Here is a 25,541-nt window from a genome sequence, read left to right on the forward strand (position 1 = left end):
GGCATCCGGCCCCACTGACCGCCATGAAGACGCAGGACATCGAGCCCTTCTTCGCCACCCTGCGGGCCGCCAACCCGCACCCGGTCACCGAGCTGGAATACACCAGCGTGTTCGAGCTGCTCGCCGCGGTGCTGCTGTCGGCGCAGGCCACCGACGTGGGCGTGAACAAGGCCACGCGCCGGCTGTTCCCGGTGGCGGGCACGCCGCAGGCCATGCTGGACCTGGGGCTGGAGCGGCTGGAGGGCTACATCAAGACCATCGGCCTGTACCGCACCAAGGCACGCAACCTGCTGGAGACCTGCCGCATCCTGGTGGAGCGGCACCAGGGCCGCGTGCCCGCCACGCGCGAGGCGCTGGAGGCCCTGCCCGGCGTGGGCCGCAAGACGGCCAACGTGGTGCTGAACGTGGCTTTCGGCCAGCCCACCATGGCGGTGGACACGCACATCTTCCGCGTCAGCAACCGCACCGGCCTGGCGCCCGGCAAGAACCCGCTGCAGGTGGAACTGGCGCTGGAACGGCGCGTGCCGGCGGCCTATGCGGTGGACTCCCACCACTGGCTGATCCTGCATGGCCGCTACGTGTGCCAGGCGCGCACGCCGCGCTGCTGGGAGTGCGCGGTCGCCCGCTACTGCGACTTCAAGCCCAAGACGCCGGCGCCCGCCGGCAAGCGCTGAGGCACCGGCCGGTGTTCACCGTCTTCGTGCTGTGCGTGGGTGCCTCGCTGGGCGCGCTGGCACGGTGGCAGTTGGCCCTGTGGCTGAACACCGGCGGCACCTGGGTGCCCCTGGGCACGCTGGCCGCCAACCTGGCCGGCGGCTGGCTGATCGGCCTGCTGGTGGGGGTGTTCCAGGCCCTGCCGCACCTGGACCCGGCCTGGCGGCTGGCGCTGGTCACCGGCTTCCTGGGCGCCCTGACCACCTTCTCCACCTTCTCCGCGGAGACGGTGCAGCTGCTGCAGTCCGAGCGCTTCGGCCAGGCCCTGGCCCTGGCGGCGATGCACCTGGCCGGCTCGCTGGCCCTCACCTGGGTGGGGCTGCGGATGGCGCGCTGGGTGATGGCCTGAGGCCTGAGGCCTGAGGCCTGAGGCCTGAGGCCTGAGGCCCGAGGCCTGAGGCCTGAGGCCTGAGGCCCGCGCCGGGCGCCAGGCCCACGCGCCCCGGCCAGGCGCCTCAGTGCGTGATGGTCACCAGCACGCTGCACGGCGCGTGCTCGATCAGCGCGCCCGACACCGAGCCGCGCCACCAGCGGGCGGCCCAGCTGTCCAGGTGCTTGTGGCCCACCACGATCAGGTCGGCCCCGGCCTTGCGGGCGGCGCGGGTGATCTCCTCCACCGCCTCGCCCTGGGCCACCTCGCCGGTGGCCTTGAAGCCGGCGGCCTCCAGGCGCTTGATGCCGTCCTGCAGGATGCCCTCGAACTTCTTGCGCTCGCGCGTCTCCAGCTCGGCGTCGTAGACGCCGCCCTCCAGGCCGACGAAGGCCAGGGTCGAGGGCATCACCGCCACGAGCACGATGCCGGCCTGGTTCCACTGCGCCACCTCGCAGGCATCGAGCAGGGCCCGCTGGCCTGCCTCGCTGCCGTCGTATGCCATCAGGATCTTCTTGTACATGCTGCCTCCTACCGGGTTGGTGATGCTTCCAGCATAGACCCCGGCCTGTGGGAGAGGCAACCTGCCCGCAACAGGTGTAAACGCCAGTAGGCGCACGGCTTGATCGGGGTCAACGGTCCGCCCCGGCGGCGGACCCGGCCGGCGCGCTCAGTCGAGCAGCCCGCGCAGGACGCCGGGCGCGACATGGCGATCGAGGCAGGCCGCCAGGCCGTCGAACACGTCGTCCAGGGTCGGCACGTTCGCACCGAACAGCGCGCGCAGCACGCCCGGGTCCTCGAGCAGTCCGTGCAGGTAGACGCCCAGCACCCGCCCCGTGGCGTCGCACCAGCCCAGGCCGCCGGGCAGCACCGGCAGGCCGGCGCCCATGCCCGGGTGTTGCGCCGTGCGGCCGTGGCGGATCTCGTAGCCGCGCACGCGCAGGCCGGACAGCGCCTGCCACGGCCCCGGCACCGCAGCGAACACCGCCTCGGTGCGGCGCACGCGCTTGTCCGGCTCGAACAGGGTGACCACCGGCAGCAGGCCCAGGCCGGGCGCGTTGCCGTCGATGCCGTGCGGGTCGACCAGGGCCTCGCCGAGCATCTGCAGGCCGCCGCAGATGCCCAGCACGCGGCCGCCGGCCGCGGCATGCGCGGCGATGGCGGCATCCAGGCCCTGGGCGCGCAGCCAGGCCAGGTCGCCGCTGGTGTGCTTGGAGCCGGGCAGGACCACCCAGTCGGCCCCCTGCAGCTGGCGCGGCTCGCGCGCCCACGCCAGCTGCACGCCGGGCAGCCGGCGCAGGGGCTGGAATTCGTCGAGGTTGCTGATGCGCGGGTAGGCGATGACGGCGATGCGCGTGCCGCCGGGGGCCCAGCCGGCGGCGCCGCCGGCCCACCCCTCCCACATCCCGTCCTCCTCCGGCAGGCCGTGGTCACGCCACATCGGCAGGGTGGCCACGGTGGGCACGCCGGTGCGCGCCTGCAGCATCCCGGGGCCGGGCTCGAGCAGGGCCGGGTCGCCCCGGAAGCGATTGAGGACGAAGCCGCGGATGCGCGCGCGCTCGGCGGCCTCCAGCAGCGCCCAGGTGCCGTACAGGTGGGCGAAGGCGCCACCGCGGTCGATGTCGGCGACCAGCAGGCAGCGCGCGTCGGCATGGTCGGCGGTGCGCAGGTTGACGTAGTCGCAGTCACGCAGGTTGATCTCGGCGGGCGAGCCGGCGCCCTCGATGACCACGACATCGTTCTCGGCGCGCAGCGCGTCGAGCGCGCGGGCCACGTGGGGCCAGACCGCCGCGCTGCGCTCGCGCCAGGGCATGGCGGTGAGCGCGGCGTCCACCTGCCCGAGCAGCACGAACTGGCTGTGCGTGTCCCGCTCGGGCTTGAGCAGCACCGGGTTCATGCGCACCTCGGGCGTGCGGCGCGCCGCCAGGGCCTGGAAGTACTGCGCGCTGCCGATCTCGCCGCCCTCGGCGACGCGCGCGTTGTTGCTCATGTTCTGCGCCTTGAAGGGCGCGACGCGCAGGCCCTGGCCGGCATACCACCGGCACAGTGCGGTGGCGAGCCAGCTCTTGCCGGCGCCGCTGGTGGCGCCCCAGACCATCACGCAGCGGGCGGTCATGCGGGCCCCTGCGCCTGGCGCGGCGCACGCGGGCCCCGGGCGGCACGGCGCGGCGCGTTCACCCCAGGTCCTCCACCGGCAGCGCCACCCAGGCGCGGCCCACCGGGTGCACCGCGATGCGCTGGCCGAAGGCCGCTTCGACCGCGCGGTGCGTGGCGGGCGCGTCGCAGGCCCCCTGGTGCGCGATGCGCCCCTCGACGATGACGACGAGTTCGTCCGCATGCAGCGCCATGTTCAGTTCGTGCAGCACGGTGACGGCGGTGCCGCCGCCGCGCACGTGCTCGCGCACCAGTGCCAGCCAGTCGGCCTGGTGCGGCGGGTCGAGGTTGGCCAGCGGCTCGTCCATCAGCAGGATCGGCGCCTGCACCGCCAGCGCCCGCGCCAGCAGCACGCGCTGGCGTTCGCCGCCCGAGAGCTGGCCCAGGGCACGGGACCGCCACTCCCAGCTGCCGGTGCGGCGCATGGCCTCCTCCACCGCCGCGAGGTCGCGGGCCGAGGGGCCGGCCAGCCAGCCCTGGTGCGGCAGGCGCCCGAGCATCACGACATCCTGCGCCCGCAGGTCGCCGCCGCCCGGCTCCTGCTGCCCCAGCCAGGCGAGCAGCCGGCCGCGCTCGCGCGCCGGCAGGCCGGCCGGGTCGCGCCCCAGCCAGGCCACCTCGCCGCGCGCGGGCAGCAGCCGCGCCAGCGACTTGAGCAGCGTGGTCTTGCCCGCGCCGTTGGGGCCGACCAGGGCGGTCCAGCGGCCGGCGGGCAGGCGCAGGTCGAGGCCATGCAGCACCTCGCGCCCGTCGAGGGCGACGCGCAGGCCGGCGCAGGCCAGCGCCGCGCTCACAGCGGCCTCCGGTGCATCAGCCACAGCAGGTAGCCGCCGCCCAGGACGGCGGTGACCGCGCCCACCGGCAGCTCCTGCGGCGCCACCAGCCAGCGCCCGAGGACATCGGCCGCGACCAGCAGCGCACCGCCGGCCAGGGCCGCCAGCGGCAGCAGCCAGGCATGGGTGGGCCGCACCGCCGAGCGCACCAGGTGCGGCGCGACCAGGCCGATGAAGGCGATCAGGCCCACCTGGGCGACCGCCGCGGCGGTGGCCAGGGCCAGGATGGCGACCAGCGCCACCCGCACCGGGCCCAGGGCCACGCCCAGGCTGGCGGCAGTGGACTCGCCGAGGGAGAGCGCGTCCAGCGCGCGGCTGCAGCCCAGGGCCACGGCCAGGGCGGCGGCCAGGGCCAGCGCGAGCAGCTGCACCGCGCCCCAGCCGAGGAAACCGGTGGTGCCGAGCATGAAGCCCTGCATCGCGCGCAGGGCCTCCGGCACGCGGAACAGGACCAGCGCCGCCAGCGCGCCGAGCACCATGCCCACGATCACGCCCGCCAGCAGCAGCCGCAGCGTGTGCTGCACGCCGCGCGCCAGGGCCAGCGTGAGCAGCACCGCGCCGACCGCGCCGGCGAAGGCCGCGCCGGTGATGCCCAGGCGCGCGCCCCAGCCCGCCGCCGCGGCCGGCGACAGGCCCAGGGCCGCCAGCAGCAGCGCGACGCCCAGGCTGGCGCCGGTGGCGCTTCCGAGCAGGTAGGGGTCGGCCAGGGGGTTGCGGAACAGGCCCTGGGCCACCGCGCCCGCCAGCCCCAGCAGCGCGCCGGCCAGCCAGGCGCCCGCGGTGCGCGGCACGCGGATCTCCCAGAGGATGGTGGCGGCCGAGGCGTCGGCCGGCGACAGCGGCTCCCAGCCGGCGCTGCCGACGCAGGCGCCCACCACCAGGAGCGCCAGGCCGGCGAGGGCCAGCGCCACGGCAAGCGGCAGGGGGGCGCGCGGGTTCACGAGGCGCCTCCCTGGCCGCCCCGCAGGCGGCCCTGGAGGCAGTCGACCATCAGGCGCGCGGCCTCGGCCAGGCGCGGGCCGGCGCGCACCAGCACGTCGCCCTGCTGCGGGCTGAAGCGGCAGATGCGGCCGTCGCGCACCGCGCGGATGCGGGACCAGCCGGGGCGCTGCGCCATCGACTCGGCGACGCGGTCGGTGACCATGATCACCTGCGGGTCGGCGCGCACGACGAACTCGGGGTTGACCTTGGGAAACGGGCCCAGCGCGCCGGGCACGACATTGGCCGCGCCGATGCGCGCCAGCAGCTCGCCGATGAAGGAGGACTCGCTGGCCGCATAGGGGGCGCTGGCCACCTCCACGTAGACGCGGGTGCCGCGCAGGGCGGCGGGCATGGCGCGCACCGCGGCCTCCAGGTCGGCGTCGATGCGCCGCACCAGGGCCGGGCCGGCCTGGGTGCCCAGGAGCCGGTCGACCTGGCCGACGACGCGGCGCAGGTCCTCCAGCGTGCGCGGCTCCAGCGCCGCGACCTTCAGGCCCAGCGCCTCCAGGCGCGGCACGGCGCGGGTGGAGTGGGCGGCCAGCACCAGGTCGGGCCGCAGGGCGACGATGCGCTCGACCTGGGCGTCGTCCAGGCCGCCCACATGGGGCAGCGGCTGCACCTCGGCGGGCCAGTTCGAGTAGGTGTCCACGCCCACCAGCCGGTCGCAGGCGCCCAGGGCGCAGACGGTCTCGGTGAGCGAGGGCAGCAGGGTGACGATGCGCCGCGGCGGCGCGGCGAGGGCGACGGCGACGCCGCGGTCGTCGACGATGGCGGGCGCTGCGGGCGCCGCGGGCGTCGCGGCCGTCGGGGATGCGGCGGCGGACGCCGTCGGCACGGTCGCCCCGGGCCCGTTGCGCGGCGCAGGCGTCGCGGCAACCGCCTGCCGCCCCGGCCACGGCACCAGCAGGCCCACCGCCAGGGCCAGGCCGGCCACCCGCAGGCCCACCGACGCGCGCCCCGGCCCGCCCGCCGGCCTCATTCCGCCTCCTTCAGCGTGAGCGCGTCGCCCCCCGCCATGAGGGTGACCCGCTCGCAGGCCCGGGCGGCCTGCTGGTTCAGCGCACCCAGGGTCTCGAGGAAGGCCTCGCTGTCCTTGCGGGCGGGCAGCGCGGCGGCGTCGAGCTGGTGGCTCACCAGCACCAGCGGGCCGGCGCACGCCCGCACCGCGTCGGCCAGGGTGGGCGCACGCGTGGCCGGCGCGTGCGCCTGGGCCTGCGCGGCATCCGACTCGTCCGGCAGCAGCGCCTGCATCAGGGAGGCGGTGAGCCACAGCGTGAGGCAGTCCACCACGATCAGCGTGTCGGCGCGGCTTTGCGTGCCCAGGGCATGGGCCAGCTCGGTGGGTTCTTCCACCGTGACCATGCGCGAACGCTCGCCGCCCTCGCGGCGGTGCCGGTCCACCAGGTCGCGCATGTCGGCGTCCCAGGCCTGGGCGGTGGCGATGTAGACGACGCGGTGGCCGGCGCCCTGCCCCAGCCAGGCATCGGCCAGGGCCTGGGCGCGGGCGAGCTTGCCGCCGGCGTCGCCGCCGAGGATCAACTCGCTGCGGGCGATGCGCAGTTCACGCATGGCGGCGGCCCCAGTCCATCACCAGGCGGTGCATCTGCTCCACGCCGTCGGTGAGCGCGGCGGGGCCGGGCTGCAGGATGTCGGCGGACTTGATCTCGAACAGCTGCCCGTCGCGCACCGCCGGCACGTCCTGCCAGCCGGGGCGCGCGGCCACCTTCTCCGGGCGGAATTTCTTGCCGCACCAGGAGCCGATGATGAGGTCGGGCGCGCGGCGCACGATCTCCAGCGGGTCGGCGACGATGCGGTCCTTGCCCAGGGGCTGGCGGGCCAGCTCGGGGAAGATGTCGTCGCCGCCGGCGATGGCCAGCAGCTCGCTGACCCAGCGGATGCCGCTGATGGCGGGCTCGTCCCACTCCTCGAAGAACACGCGCGGGCGGCGCGGCAAGGCGCGCGCCTCGGCGGCGATGGCGTCGAGCCGGGCGCGCATCGCATCCAGCAGCGCCTGGCCGCGGGCGGCCTGGTCCACCAGGGCCGCCACCTGCCACAGCATGGCGAAGACCTCGTCCACGCTGCGCTGGTTGAAAACGGTGACCTGCACGCCCTGGCGCACCAGGGCCGAGGCGATGTCCGCCTGCAGGTCGGAGAAGCCGAACACGCAGTCCGGCTCCAGCGCGAGGATGCGGTCGATCTTCGCGCTGAGGAAGGCGCTGACGCGCGGCTTCTCGTCCCGCGCGCGGCGGGGCCGCACGGTGTAGCCGGAGATGCCGACGATGCGCGCCTCCTGCCCCAGCAGGTACAGCCACTCGGTCGTCTCCTCGGTGAGGCAGACGATGCGGCGGGGACCTCGCAGGGGCAGGCTCATGGCTGCGAGCTTACTTGGGCTGCCAGCGCAGCGTGAGGTAGGCCGAGCGACCCGGCTGGTTGTAGCCCAGCACCGTCTCGTACTTGCGGTCGGTGAGGTTGTTCACCCGGGCCTGCAGGCTCAGGTCGCGCGCGAACTGCCAGGCGGCATGCACGTCGAGCGTGGTGTAGGCATCGAGCGGCTTGGTGTTGGCCGTGTCGTCGAAGCGCTGGCCCACGTGCAGCACCGTGCCGCCCAGGCGCCAGTCGCCGCGCGCCCACTCGGCGCCGGCGGTGGCGTTGGTGTCGGCGCGGCGCGGCAGGCGGCGGCCGGTGACCTCGTCGCGCGGGTCCAGCGAGTCCACCGAGGCGCGCAGCGCGAAGGCGCCGACGCGGCCGGTGTAGCCCAGCGTCCAGCCGTCGATGCGCGCATGCGGCACGTTGACCGGCGCCATGCCGCTGGTGATGAAGCCGCGGATGCGGTTGTCGAAGTGCACCAGCTTGACCTCGTGCGCGCCCTCGCTCCAGGCCAGGCCCAGGTCGCGGTTGCGGCCACGCTCGGGCTGCAGCAGCGGGTTGCTCCAGCCCGGGTAGTACAGGTCGTTGAACGACGGGGCGACGAAGCTGGTGCCATAGGAGGCATGCACGCGCCAGGCGGGCGAGAGCCGATAGCCGTAGCCGGCGAAGCCGGTGTCGGCATTGCCGAACTGGGAGTTGCGGTCATGCCGCAGGTTGGCCTGCCAGCTGTGCGCGCCGGCCGAGCCGTTGAGGCCGGCGAAGGCGGCGTCGATGGTGCGCTCCTTGACGACGTAGGCCGTGGTGCTGGTCACCTTCTGCACGCGCTGTTCCAGGCCGGCCAGCACGGCGCCCAGGCGCGTGTCGACCGTGTTCTGCCAGGTCACCTGGTTCTGCGCCGTGCGGTAGGAGCCGGGCCACGAGGCCTGGATGCTGTTGTTGGTGTCGGTGCCCTGGCTCACGCGCAGCTCGGTCTGCCAGGCCGGCAGGAGGCGCCCCTTCACGCCGCCCTGCACCACCGAGGCGCGCAGCGCGCTGCGCGCGTCGAGGCCGGGGCCGTCGTCGAAGTGCGAGATGGCGTCGGAGTACAGCACCGAGGCGTCGGCGCGCCAGTCGCGGTTGATGTCGTAGCGCAGCGAGGCGTTGAACGCGTCCTGGCGGAAGGGGTCGCGGTCGGGGTTGTAGTTCCAGGGCTGGCGCGGGTTGGTGGCGGAGAAGCCGCCGTCCACCGTGCGCTGGACACCCAGCGAGTAGCCCAGGGGGCCCTCGCCGCCGGCGAAGCCCGCGGTGGCCTGCGCGTGGCCGCGGCTGCCCGCGGTGACGCTGGCGCCCGGGCGGAAGCCCTGCTGGCCCTTGCGGGTGAAGACCTGCACCACGCCACCGGCGGCGTCGCTGCCGTAGAGGGCGGACGCCGGGCCCTTGAGGACCTCGATGCGCTCGATCGCCTCGAGCGGCAGGGTCTCCCAGATCGGGATGCCGGCGGTGGCCGAGCCCAGTCGCACACCGTCGACCAGCAGCACCGCGTGGCGCGACGAGGTGCCGCGGATGAACACGCTCGAGAGCTGGCCGAAGCCGCCGTTGGAGGCGAACTGCAGGCCGGCCTCGCGCGCCAGCAGCTCGGGCAGGGTGCGGCCGGCGGCGGCCTCGATGGCGGCACGCTCGATCACCACGACCTCGCTGACGAGTTCGTCGGCGCGGCTGTCGGTGCGGGTGGCCGTGACGACGGTCTCGCGCAGGGCGGTGGCGGAAGCGGAGGATTGGGCAAGGGCGGCCTGCGAGGCGGCGACGCCCACGGCGAGCACGACCGCGGCATGGCGCGGCGTGCGGTACGCACGATGGTTCATGGATAACTGCAAAGGTCTGTCGCCCGCACCAGGTTCCCCGCCAGTGCATTGGGCATTACGGCGGCGCGCGCCAGGCGCGCACCGCCACCTCGTTGGCCGGTATCCGGGCTGACGGATCGATGCCATCGCCTTCCCAGGCCGCCCGAGGGCGGCCCAGTGGCACTTCGTGATGGAACCGGGTGCGCGCCGACAGGCTCGCACGCTCCGCTTACCGTTGCGGGGGCAGCGCAGGTTGGGCGTGGCCGGGGCCGTGCCTTCCTGCTTCCCGTTGAACTGCGGCATGAGAACCACACCGCGAGCACCAACCCGAACATTGTAGAAGCCCGACCTTTACCAAACCCTACAATTTGGCCCCATGTCCACCGTCTCCCAGATCGACCAGCTCGCCGAACGCGTCGAGCGCCTGCTGGTGCGCCACGAGGAACTCCAGCGCACGAACGCGCTGCTGCAGGCGCAGGTCGAGACGCTCACGCAGGAACGCGACTCCCTCAAGTCGCGCCTGTCGGCGGCCCGCTCGCGGGTCGACGCCCTCCTCGAGCGCCTGCCCGAGGCCAAGAACGCGGCCTGAGGGCCGCCCCCCCGATGAAGCAGATCGAAGTTCAGATCATGGGCCAGAGCTACCTGCTCGGTTGCCCCGACGGCGGCGAGGCGCGCCTGCGCGACGCGGTCGAGAAGGTGGACGGCGCCATGTGCCGCATCCGCGATGCCGGCAAGGTCAAGGCCCGCGACCGCATCGCGGTGCTGGCGGCCCTGAACCTGGCCTTCGACCTGGCCGACAAGCCGGTCGCAGCCGCTGCAGCGGCCGCGCCCGCGGCCTCCGCGGAAGGCGCGTCCGGCCATGCCGGCGCCCTCGACGACGACGCCTCGCAGGCCCGGCTCGCGCAGCTGGTGCAGCGCCTGGACCAGGCCCTCGGCCAGGACGGCCAGCTGCTCTGAACACCCGCCGCGCGGCCCCGGGGTCCGTGCAGTTCAGTGGCAGCCGCGGCTGTCAAACCGCCCTCGACGAGTCCGGGATCGCGGCAGGTGTTAAGCCTTCGGAAGCGGCCTCGCAGCGCCTACAATCGCGGGTGTCTGCAGTGCGCGCCGGGCTTTATATTTCCTTGAACCAATGCTCTACGAGCTCGGGCTTGGAACAAACCCCGTGAGCGTGAACGTCTCGCGTCAGATGATCCCAACGCGGGGGTGACCTGGCCCACCTGAACCCCCGGTTCAGGATGCCGGTCCGGTGGCATCTGCAGACGCCTCATTCCCCTCGTGCCGTCCGCAACGGACGGCACCCACGACAACAAGAACGACGGGCGACGGATGATCCTCGAACCTCTCCTCGTGGCCGAGCTGCTCGCGCTGGGCATCGGCACGGGCTTCCTGGCGGGCCTGCTGGGCATCGGCGGCGGCATGCTGATGGTCCCCTTCATCACCTTCATCCTCGGCGCGCGCGGCGTCTCGCCCGACCTGGCGGTGAAGATGGCCATCGCCACCTCCATGGCCACCATCATCTTCACCTCGGTGTCCAGCGTGCGCGCGCACCACAAGCGCGGCGCGGTGCGCTGGGACATCGTCAGGCGGCTGGCGCCCGGCATCGTCGCCGGCAGCATGGCCGGCAGCCTGGGCGTGTTCGCCCTCCTCAAGGGCTCGTGGCTGGCGCTGTTCTTCGCGCTCTTCGTGGGCTTCTCGGCCACGCAGATGTTCCTGGACAAGAAGCCCAAGCCCACGCGGCAGATGCCCGGCACCGCCGGCCAGTTCGGCGCCGGCGGCTTCATCGGCTTCCTCTCGGGCCTGGTGGGTGCGGGCGGCGGCTTCATCAGCGTGCCCTTCATGACCTGGTGCAACGTGGCGATCCACAACGCGGTGGCCACCAGCGCGGCGCTGGGCTTCCCGATCGCGGTGGCCAACGTGGTGGGCTACGTGTTCGCCGGCCAGGGCGTGCAGGACCTGCCCGCCGGCTCGTTCGGCTACATCTGGGTGCCCGGCCTGGTGGTGATCGCCGCGGCCAGCGTGCTCACTGCGCCCCTGGGCGCCAGGGCGGCCCATGCCCTGCCGGTGAAGCAGCTGAAGAAGGTGTTCGCCAGCATCCTGTACGTGCTGGCCGCCTACATGGCCTACAAGGGCTTCACCGCCTGATCCGGTCCGCGGGCGGCCCTGCCGCCCGCACGGTCCTGCACCGTCCTTCCCGGGGTCAGCCGCCCCCGATCCCCTCGATGATCCGCCCGGTGCCCAGGCAGTCCGGGCACTCCGTCTCGCCGATGCGCCCGCTGCCGCCGCAGCGGGGGCAGACGCCCTCGCCCGTGCCGGGCGTGCCCGCCGGCGCCTGGTCGCCCGGGGCCATGGGGGCGGCCGGCAGCTCGATGGCCGCGCCGGGGTCTTCCTCGCCCGCCACGGACTCGGCGGCGAGGTCGACGGCGGGCGGCGTGGCGGTGGCCATGGCCCCACCTTAGGCAGCGGCCGCCCCGAGGTCTGTAGGACGCGCGGCACAATGCACCCATGACCGCCCTGGTGATCCGCGCCGCCCTCCCCGCCGACGAACCCGCCTGGCGCTCGCTGTGGCGAGGCTACTGCCAGTTCTACGGCGCCCGGCTGCCCGACGAGGTGACCGACCGCACCTGGCAGCGCATCCTCGACCCGGACTCCTCGGTCATGTGCGTGGTCGCCGAGGTCGAGGGCCGGGTCTACGGCTTCGCCGCCTGCGTGGTCCACGAGGCCACCTGGGAGACCCAGCCCGTGTGCTACCTCGAGGACCTGTACGTGCTGCCCTCGGCGCGCGGCCGCGGCCTGGGGACCGCCCTGCTCGAGTGGCTGCGCGGCGCGATGCGCGCCGAGGGCTGGTCACGCCTGTACTGGATGACCCGCGAGGACAACACGCAGGCGCGCCGGCTCTACGACCGCTTCGCCAGGGCCGACGGCTTCGTGCGCTACGTGGTCCGGGACCGCTGAGGCCCCGGCCGGCCGGCCGGGCCGAAATCAAAACCTTTGACGTAGAACGTCCGGCGGATCGACCCCGAATTCACACCTGGAAGCGCCGCGGGTAGCCGCCTCGTCTTAAGCAAATTCCGAGGGTCGACCCCCCTGGCCGCGCCCCTAGCATCGACCGCATGCCTTTTGCCCACTTGCCCTGGGCCCTTGGCGTGTGTCGAGTCGAAGGCCGCCTGCCCTTGTCCGTTCGCATGCGCTTCGCGGCCCGTCACCTGCTCCTCGGCCCGAGCCTCGACCGCTGGTACGGCCACCTGCGCAACACGCCCTCCATGGCGGACCTGCCGCTGCTGCCGATGCTGCTGCTGCAGGCGCAGCGCCCCTTCTACGACCACCGACTGAGCACCTCCGAGCGGGTGCGAAGCCTCATCCACTCGCACCGGCTGCAGCATGACCTGCTGGGGCAAGGCCTGTACGGGCGCCTGCTCGCCGGCGAGGAGCGCACCGTGTGCACCCTCAGCGGCCGCGACACGCAGCCCTACCGCCTGACCCTCAGCTGCGAAGGCCGCTTCCTCCGCGAGGGCAATATCACCCTGAGCCTGTGGAAGGGTGACGACCGCTACAAGGCCCTGACCTTCTCCCTCGACGCCGACGGCGGCCAGGCGGTGTGCCGGGTCGGCGGCCTGCAGGGGATGACCCAGGACGCGCTGGAGAAATTCCGCGACGCGACGCGCGACCTGCACGGCCTGCAGCCCCGCACCCTGGTGGTCGAGGCCCTGCGCGCGCTGTGCCTGCGCTGGGGCGTCGGGCGCATCGAGGCGATCGCCACGCGCAACCACAGCTGGAACAGCTTGGTCTATCGCGTCTTCAAGCGGGCCAAGCAGCGCCACCTGCGCTACGACGAGACCTGGGCGCTGGTCGGCGGCACGCCCAATGCGCGCGGCAACTACGACATCCCGCTGTTCCAGGAGGCCCGCCCGATCGAGGACTATCCCTCGTCCAAGCGCGCCGCGATCCGCCGCAGGCGCGCCGTGCTGGACGAACTGCGCGAATCGCTCTGGGCCTGACCGGCCGCCGGCTGCGGCCGGCACCGCGGCCCCATGCCGAAGAAGGGCCGCGGCGGGCCGTGGATGGCGCACAGCCCGTGGTGCAGGCGGCGCGGCGGCTTGTAGACCGAGTCCACGTCGTCGAAGGCATAGCCCAGCGCGTTGCGCACCGACTCCGCCACCTCGAGGTGGCCGAGCCGCCCGTGCAGGCGCGGCTGGCGCTGGCGCAGCGCGGCGCGGGTGGCCGCATCGCCGGCGAGCACCACGAAGGGCACCGCGTACTCCGCGTCGCGCACCTGGGCGCCCACGTTGCAGTGCGGCACGGGCGCATCGAAGTCCTGCCCGTGGTCCGACGTGTAGAAGACCACCGTGCCCTCCCCCACCAGGCGCGCCACCTGCGCCAGGTACTGCGCGGCGTTCACGCGCACCGCGACCTCGTAGTCGGCGAGGCGCGCGCCGCGGCGCAGCCCGGGCGGGATCATCTCCGCGTACGGGAAATGCGCGCCCACCTTGTTGACGATGACGAACACCCGCGCCGGCCGCAGCAGTTCGCCCAGCGCGCGCAGCGAGGCCGGGTCGCGCCCGTGGGCAGGGCCGCGCACGGCCACCACCCGGTCCACGGCGGCGAGCTCCGCGGGGTCGAAGTAATTGCGCGCGCCGGGCTCGGCCAGCACGTTCTGCGTGTCGACATAGGCGGTGGCGTAGCCCGCCCGGCGCGCCAGCGAGAACAGGCTCTCGTAGGCCCGCACCGGCGCCGACGCCTCGCCGGTACGCACCCAGCCCGCCTTGCGCAGGAGCAGGTTGGCTGACGCGGAGCAGTTCGCCGCGCTGCGGGCCAGGCCGTAGTCGATCGCGCCGGCCGCGCCGGCGTCGAACACGCGCGCGAACACGTCGTGCCGGATGCTCTCGTCCACCAGCAGCACCACGCGCGAGGCGGCATGGGTGCGGTCCTCGCGCGGCACCCGCACCGCGCCCGCGCCGCCGGCCTGCAGGCGGGCGTCCACGGCCACCGCCGCCGCGCCGAAGCCGTAGGCGAAGCCCTTGGGAAAGCCGATCAGCGCCTGCTCGCCGCGCACAGCGAGCGTGGCCGCATACAGGGCCAGCAGGCCCGCCACCGAGGCCAGCGCCAGGCGCCGGGCCCTCCTCCCGGGCGCCGGGCCGGCCAGCAGCACGAGCGGCGCGAGCAGCAGCAGCGTCCAGCCCGCCGCCCGGCGCGCGGGCCCGGGGAATTCATGCCAGGCCTGCACCACATGGCCGGCCGCCGCCTGGAACACCGCGATGTTCGACAGCGAGGCCGGCCGCCCCAGCGCCGCGTGGGCCGCCAGGTCGGCGGCCAGGCCCAGGCCGAACAGGGCCAGCAGCGGCCAGGCCAGGCGCCGCTCGAGGCGGCTGCAGGCATAGACGGCGAGCGCCGCCGCCAGGTGCTCGCCCAGGAACACCGCGCGGCGGGCGTGGTCGGCCAGCCCGTGGCCGCCGATCCAGAGGAAGCGCGTGACGATGTGGAAGCCGTCGGCCGCGGCGGTGACGGCCGCCACCCAGGCGACGCCGGCCGCGCCCCGCCACGGAATGCAGGCTCGCATGGCCCGGCACGCTAGGCCCGGCCACGGCGCCCCGGCGTCGGCCGGGCGCGCGGCCGCGCCGTGGCCGGCGGCCTGCGCCGCGCACGGCGCCGCCGCCGGGCGCCCCTCAGGCGAACAGCGACTTGTACTGGTCCCGCAGCAGGTTCTTCTGCACCTTGCCCATGGTGTTGCGGGGCAGCTCGCCCACCACGAAGCAGCGCTTGGGGATCTTGAAATTGGCCAGCTGGGACTTGAGCGTGGCGATCACCGTATCGCCATCGACCGTGGCGCCGGCCTTCGGCACCAGCACCGCCACGCCGACCTCGCCGAAGTCGGGGTGCGGCACGCCCACCACCGCGCTCTCGTCGACGCCCGGCAGCTCGTTGATGCAGCCCTCGATCTCGGCGGGGTAGACGTTGTAGCCGCCGGAGATGATCAGGTCCTTGCTGCGGCCGACGATGGTGACGTAGCCGCGCGCGTCGAACTTGCCGACATCGCCGGTCTTGAACCAGCCGTCGTCGGTGAATTCCTCCTTCGTCTTCTCGGGCATGCGCCAGTAGCCCTTGAACACGTTGGGCCCGCGCACCTGGATGCCGCCGATCTCGCCCACCGGCACCGGCTGGCCGGCGTCGTCACGTACCCGCACGCCCACGCCGGGCAGCGGGAAGCCCACGGTGCCGCCGCGGCGCTCGCCGTCCTCGGCCCGGTAGGGATTGGAGGTGAGCATCACCGTCTCGCTCATGCCGTAGCGCTCCAGGATGGTGTGGCCGGTGCGGGCCTGCCAGTCGCGGAAGGTCTCGACCAGCAGCGGCGCCGAGCCCGAGATGAACAGGCGCATGTGGCGGGCCGCCTGCTTCGTGAGCGCCGGCTCGCCCAGCATGCGCACGTAGAGCGTGGGCACCCCCATGAAGACCGTGGCCTCGGGCATGCGGGCGATGACGCGCTTGGGGTCGAACCTGTTCAGCCAGATCATCTTGCTGCCATTGACCAGAGCGCCGTGGATCGCCACGAACAGCCCGTGCACATGGAAGATCGGCAGCGCGTGGATCAACACGTCGCCGGGGACCCATCCCCAGTAGTCCTTGAGCGTGAGCGCGTTCGAGGACAGGTTGCCGTGCGTGAGCATGGCGCCCTTGCTGCGGCCGGTGGTGCCGCTGGTGTAGAGGATGGCGGCGAGGTCGTCGTCGCCGCGCGCCGCGCAGTCATGCGCGTCGCTGCAGTGGGCGGCGCGATCGAGCAGCGAGCCGCTGCGGTCATCACCCAGGGTGAAGACGTTGCGGGTGCCGGCCTGGAAGGCGATCTTGCTGACCCAGCCGAAATTCTTCGGGCTGCACACCACCACCGCGGGCTCGGCGTTGCCGATGAAGTAGGCGATCTCGGCGCTCTGGTAGGCGGTGTTCAGGGGCAGGAAGACATGGCCCGCGCGCAGCGTGGCCAGGTACAGCATCAGCGCCTCGACCGACTTGTCCACCTGGGCCGCGATGCGCGAGCCCGCGGGCAGCTGCAGCGAATCCAGCAGGTTGGCGATCATGGCGCTGGCGCGGTCCAGGTCGCGCCAGGAGTAGCACAGGCCCTCGTCGGTCTCGACCGCGACGGCGTCCAGGTCGGCGGGGAAGGCCGCGCGCAGCACGGCGAAGAGGTTGCGGTGGGTCGTCATGGCGTGGTCCGGTCAGAAGCCGGGCGTTCGTTTCTCGAGGAAGGCGGTGATGCCCTCGCGGTGCTCGGCGCTGTCGGCATAGGCGTAGGTCCCCGGCTCGCCGCGCAGCAACTGCTTGTTCATGCGCGCGGCCTGCGGCGCGAGGCCGGCGATCCGGCGCGCGAGCGCATCGATGCGGGGGGCGAGCTCGCCCGCGGGCAGCACCTCGTTGAGGAAGCCGCGGGCCTTCATCTCGCGGGCATCGAGCACCGCGGCGGCCAGCAGCATCTCGCGCGCGGTGAGGTCGCCGGCCGCGCGGGCGACCAGGCGCGCCTCGCGTTCGGCCATGGGAAAGCCCAGGCGGGCGATGGGCGCGCCGAAGCGCGCCTCCTCGCTGGCCAGGCGCAGGTCGCAGCAGCTGGCGATCTCGACGCCGGCGCCCATGCAGGCGCCGCGGATCGCGGCCACCACGGGCACGTCGCAGGCGAGGATGGCCGACAGGCCGCCCCACACCTCCTCCTCGTGGAAGCGGCGCAGCTGCGGCTCGTCGAAGCGGAAGCCGGGGTACTCGGAGATGTCGCCGCCGGCGCAGAAGGCCTCGCCCTCGCCCTCGATCACCACGCAGCGCCATTGCGGCTCGCGCGCCAGCGCCAGGAACACCTCGCGCAGCGTGACCCACATGGCGCGCGACATCGCATTGAGCTTGCCGGGGTGCGAGAGCGTCACCCGCGCGACACCGCCCTCGCCCGCCAGGCGCACCTCGCCGGTCATGCGCGCGCCTCCCCGCGCCGCGCGGCCCAGGCCCACAGTGCCGCGCCGCCCAGCACCATGGGCACGCACAGCCACTGTCCCATGGACAGGCCCAGCGACAGCAGGCCCAGGTGCGCGTCGGGCTCGCGGAAGTACTCGGCGATGAAGCGCATCACGCCGTAGCCCGCGAGGAACGCCGCCGAGACCTGGGCGGGGCGGCGCGGCCGGCGCGCGTACAGCCACAGCAGGATGAACAGCAGCACGCCCTCGAGCAGGAACTGGTAGACCTGCGAGGGATGGCGCGGCGCGAGCGAGCCGCTGTGGGGGAACACCATCGCCCAGGGCAGCGACGGGTCGGCCGGGCGGCCCCACAGCTCGCCGTTGATGAAGTTGCCCACCCGGCCCGAGGCCAGGCCCAGCGGCACGCAGGGCGCCACCAGGTCCATCACCTGCCAGAACGGCTTGCCGCGCGCGCGGGCGAACCACCACTGCGAGGCGATCACGCCCAGCATGCCGCCGTGGAAACTCATGCCGCCACGCCACACCGCCAGGATCTCCAGCGGATTCGCGGCGTAGTAGGAAGGCTTGTAGAACAGCGCATACCCGAGCCGGCCGCCGACGACGACCCCGACGACCCCCCAGAACAGCATGTCCTCCACGTCCCGCGCGCTCCAGGCGCCCGGGCCGGTGACCGAGGCGAAGGGCTCGTGGCGCAGGCGCCGGCGCGCCAGCAGCAGGAACAGGGAAAACGCCGCCACGTAGGTCAGCCCGTACCAGTGGATCGCCAGGGGCCCCACCTGGAGGGCGACGGGGTCGATGGAGGGGAAGGTCAGCATGCGCGCGATTGTGCCCGGCCCCGGTGCGACAATGGCGGGCTGCCGCGCGCCGCGGCAGCCGCCTCAACGAGACTCCAACTACTCCCAGACTCCCCAGAGACACCATGGACACCAAGCCGATCCAGATGCACCTGCGAAGCAGCAACATCACCGAGGGCAAGTCGCGCGCCCCGAACCGCTCCATGTACTACGGCATGGGCTACAAGGAAACCGACTTCGGCAAGCCCATGGTCGGCGTGGCCAACGGCCACAGCACCATCACCCCCTGCAACAGCGGCCTGCAGCGCCTGGCGGACGCGGCCGTCCAGGGCATCGTCGAGGCCGGCGGCAACCCGCAGGTCTTCGGCACGCCCACCATCTCCGACGGCATGGCCATGGGCACCGAGGGCATGAAGTACTCCCTGGTCTCGCGCGAGGTCATCGCCGACTGCGTCGAGACCTGCGTGCAGGGCCAGTGGATGGACGGCGTGGTCGTCATCGGCGGCTGCGACAAGAACATGCCCGGCGGCCTCATGGGCATGCTGCGCGCCAACGTGCCCGCCATCTACGTCTACGGCGGCACCATCCTGCCGGGCAAGTGGAAGGGCCAGGACCTGAACATCGTCTCCGTGTTCGAGGCCGTGGGCGAGAACGCCGCCGGCAAGATCTCCGACCAGGAGCTCAAGGACATCGAGCAGCACGCCATCCCCGGCACCGGCTCGTGCGGCGGCATGTACACCGCCAACACCATGTCCTCGGCCTTCGAGGCTCTGGGCATCTCCCTGCCCTACTCCTCCACCATGGCCAACGTCCACGAGGAGAAGGTGGCCTCGGCCCGCGAATCGGCCCGGGTCCTGCTGGAGGCGATCCGCAAGGACATCAAGCCGCGCGACATTGTTACCCGCAAGTCGATCGAGAACGCGGTCGCGGTGATCATGGCCACCGGCGGCTCGACCAACGCGGTGCTGCACTTCCTGGCCATCGCCCACGCCGCCGGCGTGGAGTGGACCATCGACGACTTCGAGCGCATCCGCCAGCGCACCCCCGTGCTGTGCGACCTCAAGCCCAGCGGCAAGGCCCTGGCGGTCGACCTGCATGAGGCCGGCGGCATCCCGCAGGTCATGAAGATCCTGCTGAACGCCGGCCTGCTGCACGGCGACTGCATCACCATCACCGGCCAGACCGTCGCCGAGGTGCTCAAGGACGTGCCGGACACGCCGCCCGACCAGGGCGTGATCCACACCATCGACAACGCCATGTACAAGCAGGGCCACCTCGCGATCCTCAAGGGCAACCTCTCGCCCGAGGGTGCGGTCGCCAAGATCACCGGCCTGAAGAACCCGGTCATCACCGGCCCGGCCCGCGTGTTCGACGACGAGCAGTCGGCGCTCAAGGCCATCCTGGACGGCAAGATCAAGGCCGGCGACGTGATGGTGCTGCGTTACCTGGGCCCCAAGGGCGGCCCGGGCATGCCCGAGATGCTGGCCCCCACCGGCGCCCTGATCGGCGCGGGCCTGGGCGAGAGCGTGGGCCTGATCACCGACGGCCGCTTCTCCGGCGGCACCTGGGGCATGGTGGTGGGCCACGTGGCCCCCGAGGCCGCCGCCGGCGGCACCATCGCGCTGGTCAACGAAGGTGACACCATCACCATCGACGCCCACCAGCTGCTGCTGCAGCTGCACGTGAGCGACGAGGAACTGGCCAAGCGCCGCGCCACCTGGACGGCCCCGGCGCCGCGCTACACGCGTGGCGTGCAGGCCAAGTTCGCGTTCAACGCGGCCAGCGCCAGCAAGGGCGCGGTGCTTGACAACTTCTGAGGCTGAACAGCCCCCGGCTCAGCGCGGGCCGGGGTGCTCCCGCGGCGGCAGGCCGGTCGGCGCCTGCGCGCGGGCGATGCGGTCGCGCTTGCGCGCGTCTTCGCGCTCCATCGCCACGCGCTTGGTGTAGCCGGACCAGTCGGCCCAGGTCCACCACAGGGCGGCCAGCGGGAACGGGATCAGCACGGCCCACCAGGACCAGTCGGCCACGGGGCCGAGTTCGAGCAGCTTGAGGGCCACGAGGACGAGGCCGAGTCCGAGGAGGTACATAGCAGTCTTCAGGAGGGCGCGTGTACAACGCTTGCATGACATTTGACCGTACTCCGCCTGGGGTGGTCAACCGTCGCCGGTAGAATGCCGTTTGACGCGTATCAACCATCCGACACATCTCTGGAGCCCCCCATGAAGCGCATCTTGCTCGCCCTTGCCGCGACCTCCGTCCTGTCCGCCCCGGCCTTCGCCGACCAGGCCCTGGCCCAGTCGAAGAACTGCATGGCCTGCCACGCCGTCGACAAGAAGCTGGTCGGTCCTTCCTACAAGGAAGTCGCCGCGAAGTACGCCGGCGACAAGGGCGCCGTCGACAAGCTGGCTGTCAAGATCGTCAAGGGCGGCAGCGGCGTCTGGGGTCCGGTCCCCATGCCCGCGAACACCCAGGTCAGCGACGCCGAGGCCAAGAAGCTGGCGGCGTGGGTCATGAGCCAGAAGTAATCCGGCCCGCCCCCAAGCAAAAACCCGCCTTCCGGCGGGTTTTGTCTTTTCGGCAGTGGAGGGAGAGGGCCCTGGCCGGCCCTCCCCTGCGCCGTCACAGCGACTTCGCCAGCTGCTCCAGGATGTGCGGGTTCTCCAGCGTGGAGGTGTCCTGGGTGATGGTCTCGCCCTTGGCGATGGAGCGCAGCAGGCGGCGCATGATCTTGCCGGAGCGGGTCTTGGGCAGGTTCTCGCCGAAGCGGATGTCCTTGGGCTTGGCGATCGGGCCGATCTCCTTGGCCACCCAGTTGCGCAGCTCGTTGGCGAGCTTCTTGGCGTCGTCGCTGTTGGTCGGCACGCCGCCCTTGAGCACCACGAAGGCGCAGATGGCCTCGCCGGTCAGGTCGTCCGGGCGGCCCACCACGGCGGCCTCGGCCACCAGGTCGGTCTTGGCGACCAGCGCGGACTCGATCTCCATCGTGCCCATGCGGTGGCCAGAGACGTTCAGCACGTCGTCGATGCGGCCGGTGATGCGGAAGTAGCCGCGGTCGGCGCTGCGCACCGCGCCGTCGCCGGCCAGGTAGTAGCCCTTGAGCTCCTCGGGGAAGTAGGACTTCTTGAAGCGCTCGGGGTCGTTCCAGATCGTGCGGATCATCGACGGCCACGGGCGCTTGACCACCAGGATGCCGCCCGCGCCGTTGGGCATGTCACCGCCCTGCTCGTCGACGATGGCCGCCGCGATGCCCGGCAGGGGCAGCGTGCACGAGCCCGGCACCAGCGGCGTGGCGCCCGGCAGCGGGGTGATCATGTGGCCGCCGGTCTCGGTCTGCCAGAAGGTGTCCACGATCGGGCAGCGCTCGCCGCCGATGTTCTTGTGGTACCACATCCAGGCTTCCGGGTTGATCGGCTCGCCCACCGAGCCGAGCAGGCGCAGCGTGGACAGGTTCCAGTTCTTCGGGTGCACCTTCTCGTCGGAGTCGGCGGCCTTGATCAGGGAGCGGATCGCGGTGGGCGCGGTGTAGAAGATCGTGACCTTGTGGGCCTCGATCATCTGCCAGAAGCGGCCGGCGTTCGGGAAGGTGGGCACGCCTTCGAACACCACCTGCGTGGCGCCGGCGGCCAGCGGGCCGTAGGCGATGTAGGTGTGGCCGGTGATCCAGCCGATGTCGGCGGTGCACCAGAAGATGTCGTTCGGCTGGAGGTCGAACGTCCAGTCCATGGTGAGCTTGGCCCACAGCAGGTAGCCGCCGGTGGCGTGCTGCACGCCCTTGGGCTTGCCGGTGGAGCCGGAGGTATAGAGGATGAACAGCGGGTGCTCGGCGCCCACGGGCACCGGGGCGCACTCGGTGGACTGGCCGGCGAGCACTTCCTCGAAGGTCTTGTCGCGGCCGGCGACCATGTTCACCGGGGTCTTGGTGCGGTTGTAGACGATGACGGTCTTGAGCGTGTCGCAGCCGCCCAGGCCGATCGCCTCGTCGACGATGCTCTTGAGGGGCAGTTCCTTGCCGCCGCGCATCTGGTAGTTGGCGGTGATCACGGCCACCGCGCCGGCGTCGACGATGCGCTCGTGCAGCGCCTTGGAGGAGAAGCCGCCGAACACCACGCTGTGGGTGGCGCCGATGCGCGCGCAGGCCTGCATCGCCACCACGCCCTCGATGGTCATGGGCATGTAGATGACGACGCGGTCGCCCTTCTTGATGCCCTGGGCCTTCAGCGCGTTGGCGAACTGGCTCACGCGGGCCAGCAGCTCCTTGTACGTGACCCGGGTCACGGCGCCATCGTCGGCCTCGAAGATGATCGCGGTCTTGTTCTCGACCGGGGTGCCGATGTGGCGGTCCAGGCAGTTGGCCGAGGCGTTCAGCTCGCCGTCGTCGAACCACTTGTAGAAGGGGGCGTTGGATTCGTCGAGGGTCCGGGTGAAGGGCTTGCTCCAGCGCACGTTCTCGCGGGCCAGGCGGGCCCAGAAGCCCTCGAAGTCGCTGGCGGCCTCCTGGCACAACGCCTCGTAGGCGGCCATGCCGCTGATGCGCGCGGCCTTGACGGTGGCCTCAGAGGGCGGGAAAACGCGGTTTTCCACCAGCACCGATTCGATAGCACTCATGCATGTCTCCGTCGTGGTTTGAGTCCGGGCGCAACTGTCATTCCGGGGACTTACAGGGCTCTGACTCAGGCGGCCGCACCCGCCGGTGTCACGGCCTGTCCATACGGCCTACCTACAATCCCGGCCATGCAACCCCAACGTCCCCTTCGTCCCCTCCCGAACCTGATTTTTGCCAGCCGCTGGCTGCAGTTGCCGCTCTACCTCGGCCTGATCGCCGCCCAGGCGGTCTACGTCTTCCACTTCTGGGTCGAGCTGGTCCACCTGCTCGAGGCCGCGTTCGGCAGCCAGGCCGCGCTCGACAAGCTGGTCACCAGCATCGGCTACAAGTCGACGGCGCCTCTGGCGGGCTTGAACGAGACCGTGATCATGCTGGTGGTGCTGGCGCTGATCGACGTGGTGATGATCTCCAACCTGCTGATCATGGTGATCGTGGGCGGCTACGAGACCTTCGTCTCGCGCATGGACCTCGAGGGCCACCCGGACCAGCCCGAGTGGCTCAGCCACGTGAACGCCTCGGTGCTGAAGGTCAAGCTGGCCACCGCGATCATCGGCATCAGCTCGATCCACCTGCTCAAGACCTTCATCAACGCCGACAACTACTCGGACAAGGTACTGATCGCGCAGACCGCGATCCACATCACCTTCCTGCTGTCGGCCCTGGCGATCGCGCTGACCGACCGCCTCATGTCGCACCCGGCCCCGTCCGCGGGCGCGGACCACTGACCCCGCGCTGGACAGACCCTAGCCCACCCGCGCAGGCCGCAGCCAGGCCTGGGCCACGCGCCCGCCATCGGGTCCGGTGGTCAGCCGCACCAGGCCGCCGTTGGCCTCGGCGATGCGTGCGGCCAGGGCCTGGCCGGCGGCGTCCTGCTCGCCGGCCGGCTCGGCGGGGCCGTGGGCGTGGCCGGCGATGCGCACCACGATCCGGCTGGCCTCGAGCGAGGTCGAGATCTCGATCGGCGCGTCCCCATGCCGCACCACCTCGTCCAGCAGGTAGAGGAACAGGCGGCGCGCCTCCGCCGCGGGAATGTCGGCCAGGGGCAGACCGCCGAACGTCCACAGCAGCGGCGGCCCATCCCCGCCCGACAGCAGCGGTCGCAGCGCGCCGAGCTCGCCATTGATGTCGGTGGCGAGCTCCCCCGCGTCCTGCCGGCGCGCCGCGAACAGGTCCAGCTGCGCCACCCGCCGGGCCATCGCCTCCAGGCACTCGGCGGTGCCAGCCGCCTCGGCCGCGCGCGGGATCGCCTCCCGCAAGGCCGCCAGCGCCTCGGCCAGCGCCTCGCCCAGGAGGGCCAGGCCGAGCTCCTCCTTGTCACGCCCTCGGGCCAGGGCGCCTGCGGCGCGCTGGATGCTCCGGCGCATCGCCTGCATCGCCGGGTCGACCGCCCCTGTTTCCTCGTCGTCGGCCGGGGCCGGTGCGACGAGCGGGTCCGCGGCGTCGATGGTCCGGCTGAACCATGCCAGGCGCTGGCGCGCCCGCGCGACCACCAAGGCCGCCGCCGCAACCAGGAGCAGTCCGAGCGCGCCGAGGGCCACCCCCTGCATCGGCACGAAGACGGGGCTGCTGAAGCGGATCCACTGCCTGCGGCCGTCGCCATCCTCGAGCTGGACCCAGAGGAAGGAGTCCGGGAACGGCGTGATGAGGATCGGCAGGTCCGGCCGTCGCTGCCGCAGCGACTCCACCGCCTTCTGGGCAAGCCAGAGCCGCGGCGGCGCGATCGTCCAGCGCGCCGGGTCGTCCACCTGCACGGCCCCGCCGCCATACAGCGACAAGGCCTTGAGGTACGCCGCCCTGTGCTCTGCCGGCAAGGCACGGTAGCTCGCCTGGATGCCGGTGACGACGACATCCATGGTCTCTGCCGCGGATTGCGCGCGGGGCGAGGCCACGACACGGGTGACCACCAGTCCCCCCAGGGCGATCGCCAGGACGAACAGCGCCGTGACCATCACCACGTCACCCACCAGGCTGCGCCAGGGCGGGGACGCGCGGGAGGCGCGCAGCGCGGGAGCGCCTGCACCGGAACGCTTCTCCGGCGTTGCAGCCGCGGCGACGGCATCGAGCCGGGCCAGCGCATCCTCCAGGCGCGCCACGCCCTGCGCTGCCTGCGGCGAGGCCAGCGACGGCTCGGAGCCGGCCAGCCGCACGAGACCGTGGCGCAGGTCGCTGGCCACGGCCACGGCCAGGCTGGCCCGCTCGCGGCTCGCCTGCGCCAGCCGCGCCGCCAGCGCCGAGAGGTGGGGTTGCGGGTCGTCGGCCGCAAGGGCCGCGGTGCGCGGCCCCTTCGCAGACGCAAGGCCCGCCCCCGCGGTCTCGAGGTGCTCGAGTTCACGGCGCATCCAGCCGACCCGGTGCCGCAGCCGCCACGCGAGGAAGGCCGACCCCAGCGCGCCCACCGCGACCAGCAGGGCCAGCGACACCAGCACGGCGGCCCTCCAGTCAGCCGGCCTGGACGGCACGCTCACGCGCAGCCAGGTCCAGCCGCCCCCTCGCGCCGGCAGGGCCAGCCAGATCTGCTGCCCGCCCGGCCCCTTCGTCAACCCCACCCGGCCGACCGGCAGCAGGTTGCGCATGCGATGGAGGACCACGGCCGTCGCCTCGTCCGCGGGCTCGACCAGCCCCCAGGGGAGCGGGTCGTCACGCGCGATCCGCCCCCGTCCCCCGGCCACGACGGCGTCGAGGAAGGCCTCGCGCTGGACCTCGGGCAGCCGGTCGTAGGCTTCCGCCAGCGCGCCGAACTCGGCCGACAGGTGCCTGCCGGCCGCGTCGATGCGCGGCTCGGAGAACATGCGCGTGAAACCGAGGAAGGCCACCGCGAAGACGCCGGCCGTCAACGCCGTCAGCAGCAAGGCCTCGCGCAGGGGCACGACCGGCAGGAACGGTCGCAGCCAGGCGAATGCACGACGCCACCACCCGGCCGGGTCGGACGCCAGGCCACCAATGCGTACGGAAGAGTGGTCCACCC

At 72.7% G+C, this 25,541-nt stretch carries 26 protein-coding genes, 1 other RNA gene and 1 riboswitch; of the genes, 11 read left to right on the forward strand and 16 right to left on the reverse strand.

The genetic code is table 11. The annotated features are described in order from the left end of the window. Window positions 1–23 precede the first annotated feature (23 nt). Both nth and crcB read left to right on the forward strand, forming a co-directional pair. Complete coding sequence (gene nth, locus ACT80S_RS00780; RefSeq protein ID WP_377411479.1) at window positions 24–674, forward strand: endonuclease III; 651 nt, start codon at window positions 24–26, stop codon at window positions 672–674. Window positions 675–685: 11 nt separating this feature from the next. Continuing rightward, the gene (gene crcB / locus ACT80S_RS00785) at window positions 686–1,063 is read left to right on the forward strand and encodes a fluoride efflux transporter CrcB (protein ID WP_377411481.1); all 378 of its coding nucleotides are present in this window, start codon (window positions 686–688) and stop codon (window positions 1,061–1,063) included. Between the two features lie 106 nt (window positions 1,064–1,169). On the opposite strand, the gene ACT80S_RS00790 is transcribed toward crcB, so the two are convergent. The 8 genes from ACT80S_RS00790 to ACT80S_RS00825 all read right to left on the reverse strand — a co-directional run bounded on the left by ACT80S_RS00790 (window position 1,170) and on the right by ACT80S_RS00825 (window position 9,260). Beyond that, the gene (locus ACT80S_RS00790; RefSeq protein ID WP_377411483.1) at window positions 1,170–1,607 is read right to left on the reverse strand and encodes a universal stress protein; all 438 of its coding nucleotides are present in this window, start codon (window positions 1,605–1,607) and stop codon (window positions 1,170–1,172) included. A gap of 147 nt (window positions 1,608–1,754) precedes the next feature. Next, window positions 1,755–3,200 carry a cobyric acid synthase gene (locus ACT80S_RS00795; protein WP_377411485.1) on the reverse strand — a complete coding sequence of 482 codons (1,446 nt, stop codon included), beginning with the start codon at window positions 3,198–3,200 and terminating at the stop codon, window positions 1,755–1,757. 58 nt (window positions 3,201–3,258) lie between these two features. After that, a complete protein-coding gene (locus ACT80S_RS00800) occupies window positions 3,259–4,032 on the reverse strand; it encodes an ABC transporter ATP-binding protein (protein ID WP_377411487.1) in 774 nt (257 codons plus the stop codon). Continuing rightward, complete coding sequence (locus ACT80S_RS00805) at window positions 4,029–5,012, reverse strand: FecCD family ABC transporter permease (protein ID WP_377411489.1); 984 nt, start codon at window positions 5,010–5,012, stop codon at window positions 4,029–4,031. Before ACT80S_RS00805 ends, ACT80S_RS00800 begins: the two co-directional genes overlap by 4 nt. Beyond that, window positions 5,009–6,031, reverse strand: coding sequence for an ABC transporter substrate-binding protein (locus ACT80S_RS00810; protein ID WP_377411491.1), 1,023 nt, complete (start codon window positions 6,029–6,031; stop codon window positions 5,009–5,011). Before ACT80S_RS00810 ends, ACT80S_RS00805 begins: the two co-directional genes overlap by 4 nt. After that, window positions 6,028–6,621 (reverse strand): bifunctional adenosylcobinamide kinase/adenosylcobinamide-phosphate guanylyltransferase, encoded by a 594-nt coding sequence (locus ACT80S_RS00815; RefSeq protein ID WP_377411493.1) that lies wholly within the window; start codon window positions 6,619–6,621, stop codon window positions 6,028–6,030. The genes ACT80S_RS00810 and ACT80S_RS00815 overlap by 4 nt, the downstream gene beginning before the upstream one ends. Next, window positions 6,614–7,423, reverse strand: coding sequence for an ABC transporter substrate-binding protein (locus ACT80S_RS00820; RefSeq protein WP_377411495.1), 810 nt, complete (start codon window positions 7,421–7,423; stop codon window positions 6,614–6,616). The genes ACT80S_RS00815 and ACT80S_RS00820 overlap by 8 nt, the downstream gene beginning before the upstream one ends. A gap of 10 nt (window positions 7,424–7,433) precedes the next feature. Next, a complete protein-coding gene (locus ACT80S_RS00825) occupies window positions 7,434–9,260 on the reverse strand; it encodes a TonB-dependent receptor domain-containing protein (RefSeq protein ID WP_377411497.1) in 1,827 nt (608 codons plus the stop codon). Between the two features lie 77 nt (window positions 9,261–9,337). Beyond that, window positions 9,338–9,581: riboswitch (cobalamin riboswitch) on the reverse strand. A 34-nt stretch (window positions 9,582–9,615) separates the two neighbouring features. On the opposite strand from ACT80S_RS00825, the gene ACT80S_RS00830 reads away from it, so the two are divergent. From ACT80S_RS00830 to ACT80S_RS00845, 4 genes are all read left to right on the forward strand, one after another. After that, window positions 9,616–9,828: a DUF904 domain-containing protein gene (locus ACT80S_RS00830; RefSeq protein ID WP_377411499.1), complete on the forward strand. Its 213-nt coding sequence runs from the start codon at window positions 9,616–9,618 to the stop codon at window positions 9,826–9,828. A gap of 14 nt (window positions 9,829–9,842) precedes the next feature. Continuing rightward, window positions 9,843–10,196 carry a cell division protein ZapA gene (locus ACT80S_RS00835; RefSeq protein ID WP_377411500.1) on the forward strand — a complete coding sequence of 118 codons (354 nt, stop codon included), beginning with the start codon at window positions 9,843–9,845 and terminating at the stop codon, window positions 10,194–10,196. 129 nt (window positions 10,197–10,325) lie between these two features. Further along, a non-coding RNA gene (ssrS, locus tag ACT80S_RS00840) (6S RNA) lies at window positions 10,326–10,505 on the forward strand. 60 nt (window positions 10,506–10,565) lie between these two features. Beyond that, entirely contained in the window at window positions 10,566–11,381 is an 816-nt protein-coding gene (locus tag ACT80S_RS00845) for a sulfite exporter TauE/SafE family protein (RefSeq protein ID WP_377411502.1), read from the forward strand. Between the two features lie 55 nt (window positions 11,382–11,436). Here ACT80S_RS00845 and ACT80S_RS00850 read toward each other — a convergent pair whose 3' ends face one another. Continuing rightward, window positions 11,437–11,682 (reverse strand): hypothetical protein, encoded by a 246-nt coding sequence (locus ACT80S_RS00850; protein ID WP_377411503.1) that lies wholly within the window; start codon window positions 11,680–11,682, stop codon window positions 11,437–11,439. Between the two features lie 59 nt (window positions 11,683–11,741). Here ACT80S_RS00850 and ACT80S_RS00855 point away from each other — a divergent pair, with 59 nt between their 5' ends. Both ACT80S_RS00855 and ACT80S_RS00860 read left to right on the forward strand, forming a co-directional pair. Beyond that, complete coding sequence (locus ACT80S_RS00855; RefSeq protein ID WP_377411505.1) at window positions 11,742–12,191, forward strand: GNAT family N-acetyltransferase; 450 nt, start codon at window positions 11,742–11,744, stop codon at window positions 12,189–12,191. A gap of 218 nt (window positions 12,192–12,409) precedes the next feature. Continuing rightward, window positions 12,410–13,234, forward strand: coding sequence for a DUF535 family protein (locus ACT80S_RS00860; RefSeq protein WP_377411507.1), 825 nt, complete (start codon window positions 12,410–12,412; stop codon window positions 13,232–13,234). On the opposite strand, the gene ACT80S_RS00865 is transcribed toward ACT80S_RS00860, so the two are convergent. From ACT80S_RS00865 to lgt, 4 genes are all read right to left on the reverse strand, one after another. Further along, a complete protein-coding gene (locus ACT80S_RS00865; RefSeq protein WP_377411509.1) occupies window positions 13,156–14,793 on the reverse strand; it encodes a hypothetical protein in 1,638 nt (545 codons plus the stop codon). The two genes, ACT80S_RS00860 and ACT80S_RS00865, sit on opposite strands and share 79 nt — an antisense overlap. A gap of 106 nt (window positions 14,794–14,899) precedes the next feature. Then, on the reverse strand, window positions 14,900–16,429 hold the full coding sequence (locus ACT80S_RS00870) for a malonate--CoA ligase (RefSeq protein WP_377411511.1): 1,530 nt from the start codon (window positions 16,427–16,429) through the stop codon (window positions 14,900–14,902). A 12-nt stretch (window positions 16,430–16,441) separates the two neighbouring features. After that, the gene (locus tag ACT80S_RS00875) at window positions 16,442–17,179 is read right to left on the reverse strand and encodes an enoyl-CoA hydratase/isomerase family protein (protein WP_377411513.1); all 738 of its coding nucleotides are present in this window, start codon (window positions 17,177–17,179) and stop codon (window positions 16,442–16,444) included. Continuing rightward, window positions 17,176–17,994: a prolipoprotein diacylglyceryl transferase gene (lgt, locus tag ACT80S_RS00880; protein ID WP_377411515.1), complete on the reverse strand. Its 819-nt coding sequence runs from the start codon at window positions 17,992–17,994 to the stop codon at window positions 17,176–17,178. Before lgt ends, ACT80S_RS00875 begins: the two co-directional genes overlap by 4 nt. Window positions 17,995–18,098: 104 nt before the next feature. Here lgt and ilvD point away from each other — a divergent pair, with 104 nt between their 5' ends. Next, a complete protein-coding gene (ilvD, locus tag ACT80S_RS00885) occupies window positions 18,099–19,790 on the forward strand; it encodes a dihydroxy-acid dehydratase (protein WP_377411517.1) in 1,692 nt (563 codons plus the stop codon). Window positions 19,791–19,808: 18 nt separating this feature from the next. Here the strand turns inward: ilvD and ACT80S_RS00890 are convergent, their stop codons facing one another. Further along, window positions 19,809–20,060 carry a TIGR04438 family Trp-rich protein gene (locus ACT80S_RS00890; RefSeq protein WP_377411519.1) on the reverse strand — a complete coding sequence of 84 codons (252 nt, stop codon included), beginning with the start codon at window positions 20,058–20,060 and terminating at the stop codon, window positions 19,809–19,811. 132 nt (window positions 20,061–20,192) lie between these two features. Here ACT80S_RS00890 and ACT80S_RS00895 point away from each other — a divergent pair, with 132 nt between their 5' ends. Beyond that, window positions 20,193–20,498 (forward strand): c-type cytochrome, encoded by a 306-nt coding sequence (locus tag ACT80S_RS00895; protein ID WP_377411521.1) that lies wholly within the window; start codon window positions 20,193–20,195, stop codon window positions 20,496–20,498. A gap of 94 nt (window positions 20,499–20,592) precedes the next feature. On the opposite strand, the gene acs is transcribed toward ACT80S_RS00895, so the two are convergent. Next, the gene (acs, locus tag ACT80S_RS00900) at window positions 20,593–22,578 is read right to left on the reverse strand and encodes an acetate--CoA ligase (protein WP_377411523.1); all 1,986 of its coding nucleotides are present in this window, start codon (window positions 22,576–22,578) and stop codon (window positions 20,593–20,595) included. Window positions 22,579–22,704: 126 nt separating this feature from the next. On the opposite strand from acs, the gene ACT80S_RS00905 reads away from it, so the two are divergent. Continuing rightward, window positions 22,705–23,301 (forward strand): YqhA family protein, encoded by a 597-nt coding sequence (locus ACT80S_RS00905; protein ID WP_377411525.1) that lies wholly within the window; start codon window positions 22,705–22,707, stop codon window positions 23,299–23,301. A gap of 18 nt (window positions 23,302–23,319) precedes the next feature. Here the strand turns inward: ACT80S_RS00905 and ACT80S_RS00910 are convergent, their stop codons facing one another. Further along, window positions 23,320–25,539, reverse strand: coding sequence for a hypothetical protein (locus ACT80S_RS00910; RefSeq protein WP_377411527.1), 2,220 nt, complete (start codon window positions 25,537–25,539; stop codon window positions 23,320–23,322). Window positions 25,540–25,541 lie beyond the last annotated feature (2 nt).

This window comes from Ramlibacter sp. MAHUQ-53 (assembly GCF_052600055.1).